This window comes from Xanthomonas fragariae (assembly GCF_900183975.1).
Classification (GTDB): domain Bacteria; phylum Pseudomonadota; class Gammaproteobacteria; order Xanthomonadales; family Xanthomonadaceae; genus Xanthomonas; species Xanthomonas fragariae.
Genome location: NZ_LT853882.1, coordinates 2,689,745 through 2,711,724, shown reverse-complemented (window position 1 = coordinate 2,711,724; position 21,980 = coordinate 2,689,745). Strand labels below are relative to the sequence as shown.

Here is a 21,980-nt window from a genome sequence, read left to right as displayed (position 1 = left end):
CGCAGCATCGCTGCCGCTCCGCGCAAGATCAGATCGGCGAATCCGGCAATACCGAGTGGTAGGCAATGAACGCGTCATTGCACTGCAGTGGCGTGCCTGGCCCGGGCTTGCCTTGCAGTTGCACATCGTTGGGCACCGATTCGGACAACTGATCGAAAAAGCTTACCGGGCCGCCCTTGAAGGTGAAATGGATTGCGCCAGGGTTGCTGGCCGGCCCGCCGAAGTGCGGTTGTGCGAACGCGATCGGCCCACCCTCCAGCACCACGTTGTCCAGCGAGAGGGTGATCGGCAAGGTGGTGGTCGCGTCGCGGTACCCATAGAAGCTCAGCTCACCGCCGCCAAACGCCTTGGAACCCAGCGAATGCACATTGGTCAGCGCAATGCCGCTGAAACTCGGCAGTTTGTTGCGCACCGCCGCGTTGGCATAGTTGGCGTCGAACACCAACGGCCTGGCAACCCCGCGCATGCAGACGTTTTCGAAGCTGATGTCGTACACCTGGCCGCCGCGCGTGCCGTCGGATTTGATACGCAGGCCGTTGGCAGAATACGGGTCTCTCGCGACATCATTCGCGTCGAAACCATCGATGCTCAAGCCGCGCACGGCGATATGGCGCATGCCTGCATCGGTTTCGCTACCCAGCGAAAAACCGTGCGTGTAATAGAACTGGTTATAGGCGAACAGCATGTTTTCCGCGGCGATGCTGCGTTTGTTGCTGGCATGCGCCTTGATCGCCACACCGTCATCGCCGGTGCCGATGTAGGAGTACGCCAGCAACACCTTCTTCGACTGGCCGGGGTCGAAGCCATCGGTATTCTTGGCCGTTTCGGGCGTGAAGCAGGTAGCGTGCGCAGTGACGTCGGGCGTAGTGCCGGCCGGGCAGCGATAACCGGGACGCGAGTAGACCAGGCTGGGCGCCAGAATCTTGATGCCCCACGCGGTCAGGCCGACCACGTTGTCGGTGGCGACGTGGAAATTGGGCGAGTTTTCCAGGGTGATGTCGTACAGGGTGAAGTCTGTGCTGTCGTCGATCTGCAGCAGCCGCGGGACGTGCTGGCTCAGTCCCTTGGTGACATTGAGATAGGCCAGATCCCACCAGCTGGCGGTGCCGGCATTGGGGCCGGCGGTGAGCGTGCTGCCGCCGCGGCCGTCGATTTTGCCGGCACCGACAAGCGCGCTGTTGGCGGTATCGGCGACGTGGATCAGCGGGTTGCAGGACTTGGCCTTGTCGCTGGTCGCGGTGCCGCAGGTGCCCAGCCCGTTGTCGTAGTCCTGCGGATTGCGCGAGCCGAACAAGGTGACGCCGCGGTCGATCCACAGCGTGACCTTGCTCTTGATCGTCAGCGGGCCGCTCAGGAAGCCGGACTCGCCGGCATCGCCGGGCACCAGGCGCACCGCGCTGCCGGCTGGGCAATCATCGATGGCCGCCTGCAAACGCGCCGTGTCGCGCTTGGACTGTGTTGGATCGCTGTCGAGCGCATCCAGCGAGCCGGCAACCGGCACCAGCGCGGCCCTGAGCGTTGCGCAGACCTGCGTCGGCAATGTGGGCTGCTGGATCACGCCCCAACTGGTGGAGATGCCATGCGCGGTATCGGCCACGTCCTGTGCATGCGGACGCGCCGCACCGGCCTGGAAGGTGGATAGACCGAGCAGGGCGAGCGTCAAGGGAGCGATAGCCGGAAAAGCGGACGGGGATTGCACAGTGGACTACTCCAGTGGCGTGAAGCGCGAGGTGGGGATGAACCAGGTCTGCAGACGACATGTGTTGCGGTTGCGTTACCGCAGCAGCGATCAGACGTTGCCGATCCGCATGTCATCTCGGCGCCGGTGATGTTGGTCGGTGGCAATGGATGCGCAAGGGTATTGCGTTACGCCAGGGAGCATGTCCGGATGGGCGAATCCAGCGCCGCATCGCCGAAGAGGGAATATTCACATCACGCGGTTGCCAACAGGGGTTCATTGCCAAGTGATGCAGTGAATCAATGGCGCTGCTGGCGCCGGTATTGCCGTGCTCATAGAAACGGTTTGGCGAAATTGCCAGACGTACCGGAGCTTGGGACAAAACGGTTACGGATGAGACGTGGCAGGAATTCGCGAAAAATAGCGAAAGTGTGATGGCTGGGTTGTCAATATGGAATTTTTCAAGGATTCCTGCGGCCCCCTCGGGTACCTAGTTAATTCCTGGAGAAATCGCATTTAGTGCGGCCCCGCGTTGGACCGCACGATGCCTGGGACTCTTGCCGCATCGTCAGGCTCGTAGCTGTATTTCACCGGCGCGTTATTGAAGGTTGAGCCGGTCGCCGAATCGCCTGTGGTTGAGTCATACACGTTTTTCTTCTCATGAAAATTGTATATGTCACCGCTTGATTCCAGTCGAATATGGTTGCTGACATTGGTTTTGTAAAAATAGTTTGATTCGGAAAAAACGATGCTGCCGCTACCTATCTGCAAAGCGTTGTACTGCTGCTTTCCATAGCGTTGACCATCTGCGGCGGTGCGGGTACCATTCGGTAAGGTGCTATTGTCAAAGTAATTATTGTAGGCATGGGCCCAGCCGCGTAGTAGTGGACGCCCGGCCAGATTGGGGCCAAACCAGTTGTGGTGCAACGTCACGTGCAGCTTGTTGTCACCATATATGTATGAATCGTTCTTGTTGTAACCAACAAGGATTGCCAAGCGCTCGTTTGCGAGGTCATGATAACCCTTGTCAACCCAGCTCCATACCGGATCCGGTTTCATATTGACCCAGCTGTTGCTGAAGTAGAAATGATTATACGACACCGTGATGTAATCAGATGACATGCTGATTGATAAAAGATCATCGCTCATGTCGTAGAAAGTACAGTGGTCTATCCAAGCATTGGATACACGCCGCAATGATACTCCAAGGTAGTTGATGCCAATGTTGTTGGAAGTTCCTTCGACTTGGTTAGGCAAGGCTTGTAAGTCGCCGATATTGCCAGCGAATGATATGTTCCTGATGACCACGTTTTGAATTTTTGTCCCGGCGGGTAGCATTTCGCCGCTAAATTTTAATTGGATATTCTGCAAGGCCGCTCCACCGCCTGTAGCACCCTCTATTGTTATGTTGTTCCAATCGGTGCTAGAAAAATTCAGGGTGGTCAACTTTGGGCCACCGTAGATCTTTCCATGGATGACGATATGATGCTTTTTAGCATTGAATGCCGCTTGCAGCTCTGCAAGCGTTGTCACTGTGGTCGTAGTTTCGCCAGATACAGACGCAGAAGAAAAACCTCCGGTTCCAGCCTTGGCGACACAGATCTGTGCGAAAAAAATAGCAAGAAACAGCGAGATATTAGAGAAATGCAAATACGGACCTTTACTGATACGTGACCAAGCTTGGCTGCAGCTTGCATGCTGTTCTATTAAATCGAACAGCATGCAGATGTTCCAAGAATAACGACCGGTTATCGAGCAAGTAAGAAATTATACGTCGCAGCGATTTGCATGCCTAGTTGATGGCCGCTGCCGTCTGATACAGGTTACCGATTGCTGACGTCCACTGAGGACCGAACGAGGCGTGGGTGAATTGCTTATAGGCAAATGAGGTCATGCCAACTTCGACGTCCTGCACGGTATCCTCGTTGAGCGAAACCCAAGGTGAGCCGCTGACACCGCTGCGTGCATCCCACTCCAGGCCCTCAATGGCATAGTCCTTGTTCATCCATGGGTTCGGCTCTGCGGTGCTGGTCAAGCTGACCGGCGTGTTCGGATTTGCACCAGGGTCGGTGCTGTAGCCAGTTACCTGATATTCGTTGTCGTCCTCCTGACCGATAAAGCGAACGCCAGACGCCCCGACAGTATTCGACAAAGTGGCGCCGGACGGCTTCATTGCCACGGGGGCCTGCACTTGAAAGAACGCAGTATCGTAGTCGACGGCTCGCCCTACGACCCAGCGATTATCGGCGGTGATGGTCGTCGCAGGCCAAACACCGTAGGGGGCGGTACCGTTGTAGGCTGGCGCGAACGCCAAGTGCGACACGAACTTACCTGTTAGGGCAGAGACGCATCGCCCGGAAGTGGCTACCACGTTACCGGAGTCTGAGACGACCGCGTTGCCAGTGCAGCGCTGGTCTACGCCGTTCGCCCGGAAGAAGACCACGCCCAGATGAGCTGCGGGGGGGAATCCTGGAGCTGGCACGGACGGATCCGTCTTCGGGGTCGGCACCGCTCCTTTCACTACCTTCAACCCGGCAGCCGGGGTTTCATCGCGCACCAATGCCGAATCCTGCAACTCTGGCGGGTCGCCGTCAACCGGGTTGTCATCCACGAATGATGCGGAAACCGCAGCTTGCATCCGTGCGAGTGTCCAGTAGGAAGCACTCGCATCTCGCTGAGCAGTCGGGACGACATACTGCACGATGGTGCTAGGGGGGAGGCTGATTGAGTTGGTGCTTGCAGACACGTCGCTGATCGCTAGGATGGTGAGAATTGCGCAGGACGCGCGAAGGGATGTGGTTTTTGGAAAATGTACCATGGTGCTTTTAACCTATATGTTTTGCCTAGAGTTGAGTGCCCCAGGCGGATTAATTTAATTTATAATATATAAATATATAAAGACAAAGCGCAGCTGTGCCCGTGTTTATGGCAGATTTTCCCTTCCGCTATCATCAGTGCTACTCAGGTTTTTCTCGAGTGCAAACGTGCTGACTCAGCAGCATGGGTTCTATCCTAACCCTGACCGGTTAATTTTATTTGTTTCGTTGCGAATGCAATCGTGCGAATGCGAAGGATGTTCAACCCACATCTTCTGCCCGGGCATGCACCGACCGAATGAATGGTGGCATTGTCGAACACGCCCACGCCCATCCCGAAGATGAAGTCGACATCGCCCTTGATGGTACTGTTCTTGAAGTAGGTGCGAATCACCGCGGCGGCATTGGTCGCGCTGATCAGCAAGGGCAAGGCGCCCTGATTGCCGGTCACCAGCGCATCTTCGAAACTGGCCTGGTCGCCAGGTGCCGCCAGCGCCATAGCGGCCTGATTTTCGTCCTCGTAAGTGCCTTCGACATAATGGTTTTGCACGCGCAGGTGACGCGCCTGGACACCGGCTGCGCGTATGGTCAGTGTCGCGCCGTTGGATGTGCCGACTGTGGTTGCTGCTGCATTGCTGCGCAGGGGGACTTACCGTGCCGGCTGACTTGGGCGTCGGGTTGGCGTTGTTGAAGTGGGAAGACGGTGTCGATGGTGTAAGTGCCCAAGCCCAGTCGCGTTGCCGTCATGCGCAGGCAGGAGTGCGCATCGTCACATGCCGTGGGCAGGGAGACTTCCAGACTGAGTCACCCGCGTAGACACGCGCATGTGAGATAGCGAGATGGCAGATCCCAAAGAGCTGCAGGAAAAATTCTGGAAAGCCTTGAAATCCGATCGCACCGTGATGCTGGGCTTGGATGGCGTGGAAGATGGGCATGCACGCCCGATGACCGCGCAGATCGAAGGCGATAGCGGTGGTCCGATCTGGTTCTTCACCTCCAAGGACAATGCGCTGATTTCCATGCTGGGCCAGGGCCGCCGCGTCATTGGCGCCTTCAGCAGCAAGGGGCACGACCTGTTCGCCAGCATCAGCGGCTCGTTGCGCGAAGACACCGATCCGGCGGTGGTCGAGCGTCTGTGGAACCCACATGTCGCTGCCTGGTACGAAGGCGGCAAGGACGATGCCAAGTTGGCGCTGCTGCGCCTGGATACCGATCACGCGCAGATCTGGCGCAATGGATCCAGCCTGCTGGCCGGCATCAAGGTGTTGTTCGGCGTGGACCCGAAGAAGGATTATCAAGACAAGGTGGCGAACGTCCCGCTGCGCTGACGCCTTTCGCACGCGTGACCGTCAAGGTCGCGTGTGCGTGCTGCGTCGACCAGCGCCATCGCGGCAGCAGTGGTCTACGCGTTGCCAATGGCCAATTCTTTGATCGCGAAATGGATGCGGTCGCGCCTTACTGCACGCCTGTTATTTCGCTTTTATCAGTGGATGCTGGAGAAAGACCGCGCCGCGCGTTCTAGGGAAGGTCTGAACAACGCACCAGACCTCTAAAATTCGAGCCTGCTGCGTGCCAATAGCGCACAGAGTTGATGCGTACGATACGATTTCTACGGTTTCTTGCGGCGTTGGCTGGCGCCAGACAGCATTATCCCCTGGCCGGCAGCAACTGCCGGCGCACCATCCACAGATTGGATAGTGCGAACAGGGTCAGCACATGCGCGGTGTTCTTGGTCAAGCCGCGATAGCGGACCTTGGTGTAGCCAAACTGGCGTTTGATCACGCGGAATGGATGCTCCACCTTCGCACGCACACTTGCTTTGAAGTATTCCCAACGTTCTTCCTGGCGGCGCTCGCGTTTGTTGCCAATGGCTTGAATCGTCGAACGCTTGGCGGTAATGAAAAAACCAGCCTTGCAGGTCTGCAGTTCTTCGCGTTTGTCCGCACCGGTGTAGCCGCTGTCGCCGAACACACTGTCTTCTTTGCCGTGCAGCAATGCGTGGGTCACCGTGACATCGGCCACATTGGCAGCCGTACAACGGACGTAGTGCACCAGCCCGGAAAACTCATCCACGCCGATGTGTGCCTTCATCCCGAAATACCACTGATTGCCTTTCTTGGTCTGATGCATTTCAGGGTCGCGCGCGCGGTCGGTGTTCTTGGTCGAACTGGGCGCAGCGATCAGGGTTGCATCGACGATCGTGCCGGACCGCAGGCTCTGACCCTTGCGCACCAGATCCGCGTTGACGGCCTCCAGCATCCGCGCTGCAAGGCCATGGGTTTCCAGCAAGCGGCGAAAGTTGAGAATCGTGGTCTCGTCGGGAACATTGTCCAAACCGCCGAGCCGGGCAAAACGGCGCAAGGTCCGGATCTCGTGCAACGCTTCTTCCATCGCCGGATCGCTCAACGCATACCACTGCTGCAGCAAATGAATCCGCAACATCGTCGCCAGTGCGTACGGCTGTCGACCAGGCCGCCCCGACACCGGATAGTGCGGCGCGATCAGTCCGAGCAAATGCCTCCACGGAACCACCTGCTCCATCTCGGCCAGGAAGATCTCGCGGCGAGTCTGCTTGCGCTTGCCCAAACCTTCAGCGTCACCGAACGTCAGTTGCATGGATGACTCCTCAACGTAGGTGTGTAGTGTCGCGCATTTGAAGTGCGTTGTTCAGAGGTTCCCTAGGTCATCAGCAACAGTTGCATAAGTTGCGGCCGTAGCACGCTGGCGAGGTCGAGGTGTTCTTCTGTTCGCATGATTTCTCAACGAGACCGCACCCCAGTGAACATGCAGCCGCGACGTTGAATCGCGCTACCACACGCCAGCTACCCGGCAAACCGACTACTTACCGCGCTCAAGCACCAACAACGGATCGATCCGCACGTCGAACCAGTTCATTCCCCAATGCAGATGCGGCCCGGTCGCGCGTCCGGTCGCCCCCACAGCGGCAATGATCTGGCCTTGCTCGACCCGGTCGCCCACCTTCACGTCGATGCGTGACAGGTGCAGGAAGTTGGAACTGACGCCGAAGCCATGATCCAGCAACACAGTGCCGCCGGTTAGATACAGATCCGGCGCTGCAAAGGTGACGACACCGGCTGCCGGTGCCTTCACCGGCGTGCCGGTCGGCACTGCGATGTCCATGCCCGAATGGCCGGCGCCGGACTGGCCGTTGTACACGCGCGCATTGCCGAAGCGACCGCTGATACGGCCCTGCACCGGCCAGACGAACGCCTGGGCGAAATCGGTGCGCGCATCGTCGCGGTCGCGCGCGGCAGTCACCTGCGCCTGCTCGTGTTTGATCCGCTCGGCGATCGCAGCAGGTGGGTTGACTGTCTTGGGTGGCACGCCGTTGACGCGTTCCACTGGCCAATCGCGTGGTATCACCGCAATGCTGGCGGTTTCCTTGCCGCCGTCGGGTCGGGTGATCTGCACCTGCAGCGGGCCGGTGGCGTCGCGGCCGATGCCAAACACCACCCTGCCATAGCCGCTCACACGCAAGGTGTGGCCGGCGTATTGCACACGGCTACCGGCTGGCACCTTGCCGATCACCAGCGCGCCTTGCGACGCGCTTTGCGGAAACGCCACCTCAGCAGCGATGGCAGGCTGCGCAGCGGCGCTTCCAGTAGTGAACGAGACCGGTCCCAGCACAAGCCAAGCGCCAAACAGGGCTGCGCGCATTAGCGGTCGAAGGTCAGGCGCTGGCCGGCAGCGCTGCCGACCAACTGCTCGCCGTCCCATACCTGCTGACCATTGACCCAGGTTGCGGCGATGCGCGAGCGGAACGTCGTGCCTTCGAACGGCGACCAGCCGCACTTGGACAGCACCTGCTCGCGCTTCAAGGTGAACGGGGTGTTGTCGATCATTACCAGGTCCGCGAAGTAGCCTTCGCGCAGAAAACCGCGCTCTTCCACATCGAACAGCTGCGCCGGCGCATGCGCGAACTTCTGCACGATGCGGGTGATCGGCAGCTTGCCCTCGTGCACCAGCTCCAGCGCGGCAACCAGTGCGTATTGCACCAACGGCAAGCCGGATGGAGCCTGCGCGTAGGGCTTGTGCTTTTCTTCCCACGTATGCGGGGCGTGGTCGGTGGCGAGCACGTCGATGACGTCTTCGGCTAACGCCTCGATCAGCGCCAGACGGTCGCCGGCGTCCTTGATCGCGGGATTGCACTTGATCAGGTTGCCCAGTCGCGCGTAATCGCTGCGGTCAAAGCGCAGGAAGTGGATGCAGGTTTCGGCGGTGATGCGCTTGCGCACCTTGCCATTGGCATCAACCAGCGGGCCGGATTCGAATAGCGCCAGTTCGTCGACAGTGGAGATGTGCAGCACGTGCAGGCGGGTGTTGTGCTTGCGCGCCAGCGACACCGCCAGTTGTGAGGACTTCAGGCACGCTTGCCGCGAGCGGATGTCCGGATGCATCTGCGGGGTCAGCGCATCGCCGTACTTTTTCTTGTATTCGGCTAACGTCGCGTCGATGGTCGGAGTATCTTCGCAGTGCGTGATGATCGGCGTGGGCGCGTCGCGGAAGATCGCGTCCAGCGTCTCGGGGTTGTCGACCAGCATGTTGCCGGTGGAGGCGCCCATGAACACCTTGATGCCCGGCGCGGTCTTCGGATCCAGCGTCTGGATCGCGGCCAGGTTGTCGTTGCTGGCGCCCATGTAGAAGCCGTAGTTGGCCCAGGCGCGCCCGGCGGCGGCGTCGTACTTGGCCTGCAGCGCGGCCGCATCCAGGGTGGGCGGATTGGTGTTGGGCATGTCCATGAAGCTGGTCAGGCCACCGGCCACGGCAGCGCCGGATTCGGTCGCGATGTCGCCCTTGTGGGTCAGGCCCGGCTCGCGGAAATGCACCTGGTCGTCGATCATGCCCGGCAGCACCCAGCGCCCGGCCGCGTCTACGACGGTATCGCCTGGAGCCGGGGGGATCGTGCTATCGATCTTGGCGATGCGGCCACCCTCGATCAGGAGATCGGCGTCGAACTCCTTGCCTTCATTGACCAGGCGGGCGTTGACGATGATGGTACGGCTCATGGATGGTGTCCTTTGCAGCGACAGGAAGAAGACGGGGGCGGGGAAGCGGACGGGGGCGCTTCGGGCACCGGATCGAACCCGCCCGGATGGAAGGGGTGGCAACGCCCGAGCCTGCGTGCGGCAAGCCAGCCGCCGCATAGCGGGCCGAAGCGGCCGATCGCGGTCATCGCATACTCCGAGCAGCTGGGCGCAAAACGGCAGCGCGGCCCGAGCAGGGGGCTGATGAACAACTTGTAGAAGCGCAGCAGCGCGATGAGTAGACGGCCGATCACTTGCCAATGATATTCCACTTGCACTAATAGGTGGTTGCCGGGGGTCCGTGGGGTACGCTATAAAGACCCCTGCTTTCCCGGGCCCCGGGAGAACTAAGGATGAGCGTTTCGTGGCTGGAAAAAAACCTGCAAAAAAGGCCGTAGAGGCCGCCAAGAAGTCCGCCAAACCCGTTGCGAAGAAGCCAGCGGAGCGCGCCGCTGCAACACCGGCTGCCAAGCAGGCGACGGCGGCCACCAAGCAACCGTCTGCAAAGAAGGCAGCTGCGACGAAGACCGCCGTCAAGCCGGCGCCGGCCTCCAAGAGCACCGCGTCTAAGCCCGCACCCCCCAAGCCAGTGAAACCCGTCGCCAAGAGCGCTGCCAAGCCGGCGGCAAACAAGGCAGCTCCGGCTGCCGCCCAACCGGCCGAAACGCCGGCGGCGCCCAAGTCCGTACCGAAGCCGGTCGCCAGGCCCGCTCCGGCCAAGTCAGTCCCGGTCAAGGCTGAAAAGCCCGCGCCCGCACCGGCCCCGAAGGCCGTCCCTGCGAAGCCGGCAAAGCCTGCGACCCCGTCACTTAAGAATCCCGTGCCCGTTTCGAAATCTTCAGCTAAAACACCAACCAAAACCGAAGCCCCCGCCAAGCCTGCCGCGCCCCGTCCGGTCGGCAAGGTGGCTGTGGCTGTGACCTCGAAACCGTCCGGCCCGACCCCAAAAACCAAGTACAGGGTGGTCGAGTACAAGACCGACGAAGCAACCGGTCGCCCGATCCTGCCGCAGGGCTACAAGCCTGCTGCGGATGAGGAGTACATGAGCAAGTTGCAGCAGGAGTATTTCCGGCAGCGCCTGCAGCGTTGGCGCAACGAGATGGTCGAGGAGTCCAAGCAGACCATCGAGAACCTGCGCGAAGAAGTGCGCGACATCGGCGACGAAGCGGAGCGTGCCACCCGCGAGACCGAGAACTCGCTGGAACTGCGTGCCCGCGACCGTGCACGCAAGCTGATCTCCAAGATCGACAGCACGCTCAAGCGCCTGGAAGACGGCGATTACGGCTATTGCGTGGACACCGGCGAAGAGATCGGCCTGGACCGGCTGGAAGCGCGTCTGACCGCTGAGCGTACTATCGACGCGCAAGAGCGTTGGGAGCACCTGCAGAAGCAGCAGGGCGACTGATCTTTCAGCAGCTGCCTAACCGCAGTTATCGAATAAAAACCCCCGCTTTGCGCGGGGTTTTTTATGGGTCATTCATTGCGCTGGAGTATGGTCTGTTGGCCAACACTCACTGCAAGTCGCGCAGATCCAGCTTGCGCAAGCGCGGCGCCCTCCATGCAGTGAATGCCACCACGCCCAGGGTGACGCAGCCGCCGATCACAACCGCTGGCACCAAGCCGACCAAGCGCGCCATCACGCCGTCATAGAAAGCGCCCAGCTCATTGGAGGAGCCGATGAAAATGCCGTTGATCGATGAGACCCGGCCACGCATCGCGTCCGGCGTAGCAAGCTGCAGGATGGTCTGACGCACCACGACTGACACACCGTCGCACATGCCGTAAACCAGCAAAATTGCCCCCGACAACCAGAAGTGCCGCGACAGCCCGAACGCGATCGTGCACAGTCCGAAGCCGGCCACCGACAACATCAGGATGCGCCCGGCATTGCGCTGCAGCGGGTGCCGCGACAGCCACACGCCCACCACGATCGAGCCCAGCGCCGGTGCGCCGCGCAGGATGCCCAGGCCTTCCGGGCCGTAGTGCAGGATGTCGTGGATGAAGGCGGGCAGCATCGACACCGCGCCGCCCAACAACACCGAAAACATGTCCAGCGCCATGGCGCCCAACATGATCTGGTTGGACAGCACGAACTGTGCACCTTCGGCGATGCTGCTGAAGATCGGCGCGCGTGGGCCTTTTTTGACCGGCTCGCTGACGCGCAACACCGCCAAGGCCAGAATCGCTACCAACGCCACGCTTGCGGCAACGCCGTAGGCCAGGCCTTTACCTCCCCAGCCGACCAGCACACCGCCCAGCGCCGGGCCGATCACCATGCCGGCCTGGAAGGTGACGCTGCCGATGCTGGCGCCGCGTGCGAATGCCTCGCGCGGCAGCGCACGCGCAAACAATGCGTTGTAAACCGGCGACAGAAATGAGCGTGCTGCACCGGTCAGTGCGATGGCCGCGTAGATCGGCCACACGCCTTGCATGGATAGCCAGCCGAGCGTGATCGCCAATAGCAGTAGCGCGGTGGCGACCAATCCCAGCACCGCGATCGTGCCCAGACGTCTGAGTGGCAGGTGATCGACCAGGTAGCCCGCAAACGGCGCGATGCAGAAGAACGGCAGTATCTCCGCCAGCCCGATCAGCCCGAGCGAGAGCGGGTTGCGGGTGATCTCGTAGATATGCCAACCGACCGTCACCGCAACGATCTGATACGACAGCATTGCCGCCACGCGATACAGCAGCACCAGGACGAAGCCCGGATAGGCGAACAGGGTGCGCAGCGAGGCGGCGGGCTTCATCGGCGGGCTCACTGCTGCGCGCGCGCGGTGTCGCGAATGAAGGCCAGCATCGCGGCCACGCCATTGCTGCGGGTCGGCGACAGATGCTTGGCCAATCCAATCCCGGCGATGTAGTCCGGCTCGGTGGCCAGGATCTCCTGCGCGCTACGCCCGGAATACACGCGCAATGCGAGATAGATCAGCCCGGAGACGATTGTCGAATCGCTGACAGCATGGAAGTCCAGGCGCTCGGCATTGCCTTCCGGCACGATCCACACCATCGACTGGCAACCATACAAACGATGTTCTTCGGTCTTCCACTGTTCGGGGAACGCTGGCAGCTTGCGGCCCAGATCGATCAGATACTGATAGCGCTCGGACCAGTCGCCAAAGAAAGAGAATTCTTCGGCAATGGTGGCCTGCGCTTCGACGGCAGTGGATTCGAGCGGGAAAGGGGAGTTGGTCATTAAAAAATCCAGAATCATTCGGTGATAGCCCCTCACCCTGCGGGGAAGGGGGTGCGCGGCGATCGACCTGAGGCGCTCGCAGTTAAATGAACGCGTCGCCACGCGCACGTGTGATGAAGGGTGGAGGCTACTGGTGGTTTGCCTCCGCTGGCGCGTGGCGACGCGTTTGCCATGACCGACGATCGATTATGTCCGAGGCGCACGCTCATCCGGCGCTACGCGCCACTTTCTTCCGATGGGAGAACACAGGGTCATGCGCGTTTCCAGCGCACGCCTTGCGCGGTGTCTTCGAGCACGATGCCTTCGTCGGCGAGTTGTTCGCGGATGGCGTCGGCGCGGGCGAAATCTTTGGCTTTTTTCGCGGCTGTTCGTTCGGAAATTTTTTCCTCAACGTAGTCATCGAAGGACTGTCGCTTCCCGCCCGTGGGCGCCAAGCCCACTGTGACAGCACCAGAAACACCAGGGCCTCGCTGGAACCATGCTGAAGGCTCCTGCCGCAGTAGCCCAAGCGTCAACCCGGCTCCGAGCAGCTCCGCTTTCATTCGCGCCCTGTCGGGAATTTCCGTGGCCTTGCGCGCCTCAGTGGCGATGCGCGCCACTTCGGCTAGCGCTTGCGGTGTGTTGAGGTCATCGTCCAGTGCGGCCTCGACTGCCGCCGGAATCGTGGCGGTGGCCGGCACGTCCTGCAGATCACGCAACGTGCCATACAATCGGTCCAGCGTGTTCTTGGCCTGCTCGATCAATCCATCCGACCAATCCAGCGGCTGCCGGTAATGCGCGCTCAACAACGCGTAGCGCAGCGCCTCTGGCGGATGCTTGGCGATCAGGTCGTGCACGGTTTCGATGTTGCCCAGCGACTTGCTCATCTTGGCGCCGCTGAAATTGAGCATGCCGTTGTGCAGCCAGAACCGCGCAAAGGTGGCGCCGCCATGCGCACACTCGCTCTGCGCGATCTCGTTCTCGTGGTGCGGGAACTGCAGGTCCACGCCGCCTGCATGGATGTCGATGGTCGGGCCCAGATGCGCCGCGGCCATTGCCGAGCATTCGATATGCCAGCCTGGGCGGCCGCGCGCCCATGGCGAGTCCCAGCCAGGCAGGTCGTCGCTGGAGGGCTTCCACAGCACGAAGTCGCCGGGTTCGCGCTTGTATGGCGCTACATCGACGCGCGCCCCTGCCAGCATTTCGTCCGGATCGCGGTGCGACAGCTTGCCGTAACCGTCGAAGCTTGCCACCGCAAACAGCACATGGCCTTCGGCGGCGTAGGCATGCCCATTGGCGATCAATTGCTCGATCATCGCCACGATCTGCGGGATATGCGCAGTGGCTTCCGGCTCGATGTCCGGCGGCACCACGCCGAGCGCGGCCATGTCCTGCCGATAGATCGCGGCGAAGCGATTGGTGATGGTCGAGATCGGCACGCCCTGCGCCTGTGCGGCGGCGTTGATCTTGTCGTCCACGTCGGTGATGTTGCGCGCATAGCGCAGCGTGCCGTAACGGCGCCGCAGCAGCGCGGCCAGCACGTCGAACACCACCGGGCCGCGTGCGTTGCCGATGTGCGCATAGTTGTAGACCGTGGGGCCGCACACATACAGCGTGGGGCTGGACGGATCGAGCGGCGCGAACGGCTCGACCCGCCGCGTCAGGGTGTTGTGCAGGCGCAGGCTCATCGGCATCTGAAAAAAGGTAACCGCGCGATTCTAGCCCGTTGCGGCCGGATGGCGAACTCGCAGCCACGCAAGGCAACCGGATGGGTTGCGTTCAGCCCAGGTGATCGCAAGCTCCATAGACTCACGTATTGCCTTGCTGCGCCCTCCTGCTACTGATGCGACCTTCTCCGTTCTTCATGCTGCTGTGTGTGTTTGCCTGGCAAGCAGTCTCGGTGCACGCGGCAGAGCCGGACCCCAAAAATCGGGTCGTGGTGATCGAGAACGTGAAGCTGGACTACGCGCAGGTGCTTAACGTGGAGCCGGTCTACCAGACCTTGCGTGCGACGCGTATCGAAGAACAGTGCCAGGCCGAGCAGGTTGCGTCGGTAGCCGCCGCTTCAGCCGAAGACGAAGGCCGCATCAACCGCGTGGTGGATTCGGTCAAGGAGGTGTTCTCGCGGCGCCCCGAGCCGGCTGCCGCAGTGGCGGTGCCGCCGACCAGCACCCGCCGCAACTGCCGGGTAGTGGAAGTGCCACGCGAGTTCCGGCGCCCGATCGCCTTTGACGTGGACTACGTTTACAAGGGCACCAAATACCGCTCGCGGTTGCCGGAAGATCCGGGTAACCGGTTGCGCATCCGGGTTTCGGTGACCCCGTACATTCCCGATGCCATCGTCGCGCCGCCGCGATGACTTGCGCAGCGGTTGCGCCGTGCCCGCATGCGTGCGAGGATTCGCGCCCTATGCAAGCGAACGCTTTTCAGCACGACACCAGCGCCGCTCGGATGGCCTCCGGCATGACCTCGCGTGCCCGCCGGCCGGAATCCCACATCTTCGCTGGGTAATCGGGCCGTTTAGCCGTTCCGTTGTTGAAAACCCAGCCTCAAGGCTGGGTTTTTTCGTTTTGGCGTCACAAAAGTTTCAACCGCAAGAAACGCGCATGTCGCGCACCCCGTCGCTCCTGGCGGACCACGCAGCAGAAGCACGCAGCAAAGGATCGATCGATGTCACTGAAGCACTTCTTGAACACGCAGGACTGGAGTCGCGCCGAACTGGACGCGCTGTTGACCCAGGCCGCATTGTTCAAACGCAACAAGCTGGGAAGCGAGCTGAAGGGCAAGTCGATCGCACTGATGTTTTTTAATCCGTCCATGCGCACCCGCACCAGCTTCGAGCTGGGCGCGTTCCAGTTGGGCGGGCATGCCGTCGTGCTGCAGCCGGGCAAGGATGCGTGGCCGATCGAGTTCAATTTGGGCACGGTCATGGATGGCGACACCGAGGAGCACATCGCCGAAGTGGCGCGTGTGCTGGGCCGTTATGTCGATCTGATCGGCGTGCGCGCGTTTCCCAAGTTCGTCGATTGGTCCAAGGACCGCGAAGACCAGGTGCTCAAGAGTTTCGCCAAGTATTCGCCGGTGCCGGTGATCAACATGGAGACGATCACCCACCCATGCCAGGAGCTGGCGCACGCGCTCGCGCTGCAGCAGCACTTCGGCACTCCGGATCTGCGCGGCAAGAAGTATCTGCTGACCTGGACCTATCACCCCAAGCCGTTGAACACCGCGGTGGCCAACTCCGCGTTGACGATCGCTACTCGCATGGGCATGGACGTGACCTTGCTGTGCCCGACGTCGGACTACATTCTGGATCAGCGCTACATGGACTGGGCAGCGCAGAACGTGGCCGAAAACGGCGGCTCGCTGCAGGTCAGCCACGACATCGACAGCGCCTATGCCGGCGCCGATGTCGTCTACGCCAAGAGCTGGGGCGCGCTGCCGTTCTTCGGCAACTGGGAACCGGAGAAGCCAATCCGCGACCAGTACCAGCACTTCATCGTCGACGAACGCAAGATGGCGCTGACCAACAACGGCGTGTTCTCGCACTGCCTGCCGCTGCGTCGCAACGTCAAGGCCACCGACGCGGTGATGGATTCGCCCAACTGCATCGCCATCGATGAAGCCGAGAATCGTCTGCATGTGCAGAAAGCGATCATGGCTGCCCTGGTGGGCCAGGACAGCCGGGATTCGTGATTGGGGATTCGCAACGGCGAACCCGGCTCCCGACCCAAATTAGTCAATTTCAGAGAGACCTCCATGTCGCAGCAGACCGCTTCAACCAATCCCGACTCCCCACTCTCCACTGCCGGCAGCAAGGACATCGTCCTGGCTTTCTCCGGTGGCCTGGACACTAGCTTCTGCATTCCATATCTGCAGGAGCGTGGTTATGCCGTGCATACCGTGTTCGCCGATACCGGCGGTGTGGATGCCGAGGAGCGTGAGTTCATCGAGAAGCGCGCCGCCGAGCTTGGCGCGGCCAGCCATGTCACCGTTGATGGCGGTCCGGCGATCTGGGAAGGCTTCGTCAAGCCGTTCGTGTGGGCGGGCGAGGGGTACCAGGGCCAGTATCCGTTGCTGGTGTCGGACCGTTATCTGATCGTCGATGCCGCGCTCAAGCGCGCCGAAGAACTGGGCACGCGCATCATCGCGCACGGTTGCACCGGCATGGGGAACGACCAGGTGCGTTTCGATCTGGCAGTCAAGGCGTTGGGCGATTACCAGATCGTTGCGCCAATCCGCGAAATCCAGAAAGAGCACACCCACACCCGCGCCTATGAGCAGAAGTATCTGGAAACGCGCGGCTTCGGTGTGCGTGCCAAGCAGCAGGCCTACACCATCAACGAGAACCTGCTCGGTCTGACCATGTCCGGCGGCGAGATCGATCGTTGGGAAGCACCGGGGGAGGGGGCACGTGGCTGGTGCGCGCCGCGTAGCGCGTGGCCGACCGAGGCGCTGACGGTGACGCTGAAATTCGTCGAAGGCGAGGCGGTCGAACTGGATGGCAAGCCCCTGCCGGGCGCGAAGATCCTGGCCAAACTCAACACCTTGTTCGCGCAGTACGGTGTGGGCCGTGGCGTGTACACCGGCGACACCGTGATCGGATTGAAGGGCCGTATCGTGTTCGAAGCGCCGGGCCTGATCTCGCTGCTGACCGCGCACCGTGCGCTGGAGGATGCGGTGCTGACCAAACAGCAGAATCGCTTCAAGCCGGACGTAGCGCGAAAGTGGGTGGAGCTGGTGTACGAAGGCTTCTATCACGACCCGCTCAAGACCGATATCGAGGCGTTTTTGAAGTCCTCGCAGTCCAAGGTCAACGGCGAAGTCACGCTGGAAACCCGCGGTGGCCGCGTCGATGCGGTGGCCGTGCGTTCGCCGCACCTGCTCAACGCCAAGGGCGCGACTTACGCGCAGTCGGCCGACTGGGGCGTGGAAGAGGCCGAAGGCTTCATCAAGCTGTTCGGGATGAGTTCCACACTATATGCGCAGGTGAATCGCTGAGAGCGGGGATTCTGGATTCGGGTTTGGGGAATAGGTGACGCTATTCCCTCGTCCGATCCTGTATTGCAACGAGAACGTTTTTCCTGGCTGCTGGTGTAGCCGCTGATGTGGTGCCGATGACGACTTCGACCGATTCTTCGCTGCTTGGAGCCACGCTTGCGCATCTGCAGGCGCTGGTGTCCTTCGATACCCGCAATCCGCCGCGTACGATTGCCGCCAAGGGCGGCATCTTCGATTATCTGCGTGCGCAGTTGCCCGGGTTTCATGTCGAGGTAATCGACCACGGCGCCGGGGCGGTGAGCTTCTATGCGGTACGTGGAAAGCCGAACTATCTGTTCAACGTGCATCTGGACACTGTTCCGGATTCGCCGCATTGGAGCGCCGATCCGCACGTGATGCGGCGCACCGACGATCGCGTGATCGGTCTGGGTGTCTGCGACATCAAAGGCGCGGCGGCGGCGCTGGTGGCTGCTGCCAATGCCGGCGAGGGCGATGCGGCGTTGCTGTTTTCGTCCGACGAAGAAGCCAACGATCCGCGCTGTATTGCGGCGTTTCTGGCGCGTGGATTGCCCTATGAGGCCGTGCTGGTGGCCGAGCCGACGATGAGCGAAGCGGTGCTGGCGCATCGCGGGATCAGTTCGGTGCTGATGCAGTTCGCCGGGCGTGCCGGGCATGCGTCGGGCAAGCAGGACTCTTCTGCCAGTGCCTTGCATCAGGCGATGCGTTGGGGCGGCAAGGCGCTAGATCACGTCGAGTCGCTGGCGTATGCGCGCTTCGGTGGCTTGACCGGATTGCGTTTCAACATCGGTCGGGTCGATGGGGGCATCAAGGCCAACATGATCGCGCCGGCGGCCGAGGTGCGTTTTGGTTTTCGACCGCTGCCATCGATGGACGTGGACGGATTGCTGGCAACTTTAGCCGGGTTTGCCGAGCCGGCTGCAGCGCACTTTGAAGAAACCTTTCGTGGGCCTAGCCTGCCGTCGGGAGGCATTGCCCGTGCCGAGGAACGTCGTCTGGCTGCACGCGATGTGGCCGATGCGCTGGATCTGCCGATCGGCAACGCGGTGGACTTCTGGACGGAGGCCTCGCTGTTCTCGGCCAGCGGCTATACCGCATTGGTGTATGGCCCTGGCGATATCGCTCAGGCACACACCGCCGACGAGTTCGTAACGCTTGCGCAATTGCAGCGTTATGCAGAATCGGTGAATCGCATCATCAACGGCTCGCACTAACGCCTCGTTCCGCGCCTGGCGCGGCCATTTCTCATTTCGATCACGGCAATGTCCCTTTCCGCACAGCCCCACACACAGACCCGCCAGACCATCGTGCGCTTGCTTTCGAGCATGGCCAGCGCCAAGGAAATCAGCCAGTACCTCAAGCGTTTTTCGCAGCTCGATGCCAAGCGCTTTGCGGTGGTCAAGGTGGGCGGCGCGGTGCTGCGCGACGATCTGGACGCGCTGACTTCGTCGTTGTCGTTTTTGCAGGAAGTGGGGCTGACGCCGATCGTCCTGCATGGCGCCGGCCCGCAGCTGGATGCCGAGCTGTCGGCAGCCGGTATCGAGAAGCGCACCTTCAACGGGCTGCGGGTGACCTCGCCGGAAGCCTTGGCGATCGTGCGCAAGGTATTCCAGGCATCCAACCTCAAACTGGTCGAGGCGCTGCAGCAGAACGGCGCGCGCGCGACTTCGATCACCGGCGGCGTGTTCGAGGCCGAGTATCTGGACCGCGATACCTATGGCTTGGTCGGTGAGGTCAAGGCGGTGAATCTGGCACCGATCGAAGCCAGCCTGCAGGCCGGCTCGATCCCTGTGATCACCAGCCTGGGCGAGACGCCAAGCGGGCAGATACTCAACGTCAATGCGGATTTTGCTGCCAATGAGTTGGTGCAGGAGCTGCAGCCGTACAAAATCATCTTCCTCACCGGTACCGGTGGGTTGCTGGATGCCGATGGCAAGTTGATCGATTCGATCAACCTATCCACCGAGTTCGAGCATCTGATGCAGCAGCCGTGGATCAATGGCGGCATGCGGGTCAAGATCGAGCAGATCAAGGACTTGCTGGATCGTTTGCCGCTGGAATCGTCGGTGTCGATCACTCGACCGGCAGACCTGGCCAAAGAACTGTTCACGCACAAAGGCTCCGGTACGCTGGTACGGCGCGGTGAACGCGTGTTGCATGCGAGCTCGTGGGACCAATTGGATCTGCCGCGACTGACCTCGCTGATCCAGTCCAGCTTCGGCCGCACGCTGGTGCCCGATTACTTCAGCAACACTAAGCTGCTGCGCGCCTACGTCAGCGAAAATTATCGCGCGGCGGTGATTCTCACCGATGAAGGCACCCTCGGAGCGGGCAGGCTCACCTATCTGGACAAGTTTGCGGTGCTCGACGATGCCCAGGGCGAAGGCCTGGGGCGCGCGGTGTGGAACGTGATGCGCGAAGAAACGCCACAACTTTTCTGGCGCTCGCGCCACAACAACCAGGTCAACATCTTCTACTACGCCGAGTCTGACGGCTGCATCAAGCAGGAGAAGTGGAAGGTGTTCTGGTACGGGCTGGAAAACTTCGAACAGATCCAGCACTGCGTTGCGCACTGCGCGACGCGTCAGCCGACGCTGCTGGGCTGAGCGCGATGACGACCCTCGCATTGCCACCGCCCTGGCGCGAGTTGCCGATATTGCGCGGACAGCACGCCACGTTGGAGCCATTGCAGGCTGAGCAGGCCGATGGCCTGCGCGATGCGCTGGGCGACGGTGCATTGTCGCGGCTGTGGTACACCGGCGTGCCAGCACCGGCGCAGGTGGATGGCTACGTCGCTGCAGCATTGGCAGCGCAGGCGGATGGCGCGATGTTGCCGTCCGTGGTGCGCGATGCGGCCGGTGAGATCGTCGGTAGCACGCGCTACTACGGGCTGGACGCGACGGTGCCCAGGCTGTCGATCGGCTACACCTGGTACGCGCCGCGCGTGCAGCGCAGCGGCGTCAATACCGAAACCAAGCTGATGCTGCTGCAGCACGCGTTCGAAACGCTGGGTTGCCTGAGCGTGGTGTTCGAGACCAGTTGGTTCAATCATACCTCGCGTGCGGCGATTGCGCGCCTCGGGGCAAAGCAGGACGGTGTGCTGCGCAACCACACCCGCCACGCAGACGGTACGCCACGCGATACCGTGGTGTTCTCCATCATCGATACGGAATGGGCCGGGGTCAAACGCCACCTGCAGTTCCGCCTGGAAGCAAACGCATGACTGTTCAAACGACCATCGGCATCGTCGGTGCCCGCGGGCACACCGGTTCGGAATTGATCAAGCTGGTGGCGGCGCATCCGCACCTGCAGTTGATCTTCGTGTCCTCGCGCGAATTGGCCGGACAACGTGTGGCCGACCATAACGACGCCTACCATGGCCAGTTGCGCTACGAAAGCCTGGATGCCGACGCGGTTGCCGCCAAGGCCGTCGATGTGGTGATTCTTGCGTTGCCCAACGGAAAGGCCGAACCCTTCGTTGCCACAATCGATGTGGCCAGGCCGCAAACGTTGTTGATCGATCTATCTGCCGATTACCGCTTCAATCCGGTTTGGTATTACGGGCTGCCGGAGCTTACGCGTGGCAAGTATGGCGGGCACAAGCGCATCAGCAACCCGGGCTGCTATGCCACCGCGTTGCAGCTGACGATCGCGCCGCTGCTCGATCAACTGGCCGGCCCGCCGCAGTGCTTTGGCGTGTCTGGTTATTCCGGCGCGGGCACCACGCCGTCGGTCAAGAACAACCCCGAGTTACTTGCCAATAATCTGATGCCGTATGCGCTGACCAATCACATCCACGAGCGCGAAGTATCCGCCCAGCTCGGCGTGCCGGTGGAGTTCATGCCGCATGTGGCGTCGCATTTCCGTGGTATCACCGTGACCGTCAACATGTGGCTGCAGCAACCGTTGACGCGCGAGCAGATCCAGGCGCGCTACGCACAGCGGTATGCAGACGAGCCGCTGATCGAGATCGTCGACGAGGCGCCATGGGTCAGCCATATTGCCGGCAAGCACGGCGTGCAGATCGGTGGCGTGACGCTGGCGCCGGGCAACAAGCGTGTGGTGGTGGTGGCGACGCTGGACAACCTGCTTAAGGGCGCCGCGACGCAGGCGATGCAGAACCTCAACCTGGCGTTTGGCTGGGACGAGTGGACCGCGATTCCGTTGTAATACCTGGGGCCGTGGACCCGGGAAAGCGAGTGCGCACGCTCCTGCCTTTTCCGGATCCCCGGTCCCGTAACAGGACCCCT

At 61.4% G+C, this 21,980-nt stretch carries 19 protein-coding genes and 1 pseudogene; 9 read left to right on the top strand and 11 right to left on the bottom strand.

The features are described from left to right. Window positions 1-28: 28 nt before the first annotated feature. The 4 genes and pseudogenes from PD885_RS12570 to PD885_RS12555 form a co-directional block, all read right to left on the bottom strand. Window positions 29-1,699 (bottom strand): glycoside hydrolase family 28 protein, encoded by a 1,671-nt coding sequence (locus PD885_RS12570; RefSeq protein WP_172404486.1) that lies wholly within the window; start codon window positions 1,697-1,699, stop codon window positions 29-31. A gap of 495 nt (window positions 1,700-2,194) precedes the next feature. Further along, window positions 2,195-3,400, bottom strand: a complete 1,206-nt coding sequence (locus PD885_RS12565) for a pectate lyase family protein (RefSeq protein WP_231892666.1) — start codon at window positions 3,398-3,400, stop codon at window positions 2,195-2,197. Window positions 3,401-3,470: 70 nt separating this feature from the next. After that, the gene (locus PD885_RS12560; protein ID WP_002802358.1) at window positions 3,471-4,316 is read right to left on the bottom strand and encodes a hypothetical protein; all 846 of its coding nucleotides are present in this window, start codon (window positions 4,314-4,316) and stop codon (window positions 3,471-3,473) included. A gap of 443 nt (window positions 4,317-4,759) precedes the next feature. After that, window positions 4,760-5,232 (bottom strand): annotated as a pseudogene (locus tag PD885_RS12555) (pectinesterase family protein); the annotation flags it as partial. 101 nt (window positions 5,233-5,333) lie between these two features. Here PD885_RS12555 and PD885_RS12550 point away from each other — a divergent pair. Then, complete coding sequence (locus PD885_RS12550) at window positions 5,334-5,822, top strand: pyridoxamine 5'-phosphate oxidase family protein (RefSeq protein ID WP_002802356.1); 489 nt, start codon at window positions 5,334-5,336, stop codon at window positions 5,820-5,822. A gap of 319 nt (window positions 5,823-6,141) precedes the next feature. On the opposite strand, the gene PD885_RS12545 is transcribed toward PD885_RS12550, so the two are convergent. From PD885_RS12545 to yidD, 4 genes are all read right to left on the bottom strand, one after another. Further along, window positions 6,142-7,110 carry an IS5 family transposase gene (locus tag PD885_RS12545; protein WP_088056740.1) on the bottom strand — a complete coding sequence of 323 codons (969 nt, stop codon included), beginning with the start codon at window positions 7,108-7,110 and terminating at the stop codon, window positions 6,142-6,144. A gap of 222 nt (window positions 7,111-7,332) precedes the next feature. Beyond that, window positions 7,333-8,172: a M23 family metallopeptidase gene (locus PD885_RS12540; RefSeq protein WP_002802353.1), complete on the bottom strand. Its 840-nt coding sequence runs from the start codon at window positions 8,170-8,172 to the stop codon at window positions 7,333-7,335. After that, window positions 8,172-9,521, bottom strand: coding sequence for a dihydroorotase (locus PD885_RS12535; protein WP_002802352.1), 1,350 nt, complete (start codon window positions 9,519-9,521; stop codon window positions 8,172-8,174). The genes PD885_RS12540 and PD885_RS12535 overlap by 1 nt, the downstream gene beginning before the upstream one ends. After that, entirely contained in the window at window positions 9,518-9,811 is a 294-nt protein-coding gene (gene yidD, locus PD885_RS12530; protein WP_065975484.1) for a membrane protein insertion efficiency factor YidD, read from the bottom strand. Before yidD ends, PD885_RS12535 begins: the two co-directional genes overlap by 4 nt. 92 nt (window positions 9,812-9,903) lie before the next feature. Between yidD and dksA the strand changes: the two genes are divergently transcribed. After that, window positions 9,904-10,944 carry an RNA polymerase-binding protein DksA gene (dksA, locus tag PD885_RS12525; protein ID WP_040761980.1) on the top strand — a complete coding sequence of 347 codons (1,041 nt, stop codon included), beginning with the start codon at window positions 9,904-9,906 and terminating at the stop codon, window positions 10,942-10,944. A 106-nt stretch (window positions 10,945-11,050) separates the two neighbouring features. Here dksA and PD885_RS12520 read toward each other — a convergent pair whose 3' ends face one another. The 3 genes from PD885_RS12520 to cysS all read right to left on the bottom strand — a co-directional run bounded on the left by PD885_RS12520 (window position 11,051) and on the right by cysS (window position 14,399). Then, window positions 11,051-12,286 carry an MFS transporter gene (locus PD885_RS12520; protein WP_002802346.1) on the bottom strand — a complete coding sequence of 412 codons (1,236 nt, stop codon included), beginning with the start codon at window positions 12,284-12,286 and terminating at the stop codon, window positions 11,051-11,053. A gap of 8 nt (window positions 12,287-12,294) precedes the next feature. Continuing rightward, on the bottom strand, window positions 12,295-12,732 hold the full coding sequence (locus PD885_RS12515) for a SufE family protein (protein WP_002802343.1): 438 nt from the start codon (window positions 12,730-12,732) through the stop codon (window positions 12,295-12,297). A gap of 251 nt (window positions 12,733-12,983) precedes the next feature. Further along, window positions 12,984-14,399 carry a cysteine--tRNA ligase gene (cysS, locus tag PD885_RS12510; RefSeq protein ID WP_002802342.1) on the bottom strand — a complete coding sequence of 472 codons (1,416 nt, stop codon included), beginning with the start codon at window positions 14,397-14,399 and terminating at the stop codon, window positions 12,984-12,986. A gap of 176 nt (window positions 14,400-14,575) precedes the next feature. Between cysS and PD885_RS12505 the strand changes: the two genes are divergently transcribed. The 7 genes from PD885_RS12505 to argC all read left to right on the top strand — a co-directional run bounded on the left by PD885_RS12505 (window position 14,576) and on the right by argC (window position 21,900). Further along, window positions 14,576-15,070: a hypothetical protein gene (locus PD885_RS12505; RefSeq protein ID WP_002802341.1), complete on the top strand. Its 495-nt coding sequence runs from the start codon at window positions 14,576-14,578 to the stop codon at window positions 15,068-15,070. A 311-nt stretch (window positions 15,071-15,381) separates the two neighbouring features. Further along, entirely contained in the window at window positions 15,382-16,407 is a 1,026-nt protein-coding gene (locus tag PD885_RS12500) for an N-acetylornithine carbamoyltransferase (protein WP_002802340.1), read from the top strand. Window positions 16,408-16,470: 63 nt separating this feature from the next. Then, window positions 16,471-17,712 (top strand): argininosuccinate synthase, encoded by a 1,242-nt coding sequence (locus PD885_RS12495; RefSeq protein ID WP_002802339.1) that lies wholly within the window; start codon window positions 16,471-16,473, stop codon window positions 17,710-17,712. 116 nt (window positions 17,713-17,828) lie between these two features. Then, complete coding sequence (locus PD885_RS12490) at window positions 17,829-18,944, top strand: acetylornithine deacetylase (protein ID WP_088056917.1); 1,116 nt, start codon at window positions 17,829-17,831, stop codon at window positions 18,942-18,944. 48 nt (window positions 18,945-18,992) lie between these two features. After that, window positions 18,993-20,336 carry an acetylglutamate kinase gene (locus tag PD885_RS12485; protein WP_002802337.1) on the top strand — a complete coding sequence of 448 codons (1,344 nt, stop codon included), beginning with the start codon at window positions 18,993-18,995 and terminating at the stop codon, window positions 20,334-20,336. A 5-nt stretch (window positions 20,337-20,341) separates the two neighbouring features. After that, window positions 20,342-20,953: a GNAT family N-acetyltransferase gene (locus tag PD885_RS12480; protein ID WP_002802335.1), complete on the top strand. Its 612-nt coding sequence runs from the start codon at window positions 20,342-20,344 to the stop codon at window positions 20,951-20,953. Then, window positions 20,950-21,900 (top strand): N-acetyl-gamma-glutamyl-phosphate reductase, encoded by a 951-nt coding sequence (gene argC / locus PD885_RS12475; protein ID WP_002802334.1) that lies wholly within the window; start codon window positions 20,950-20,952, stop codon window positions 21,898-21,900. The genes PD885_RS12480 and argC overlap by 4 nt, the downstream gene beginning before the upstream one ends. Window positions 21,901-21,980: the final 80 nt, after the last annotated feature.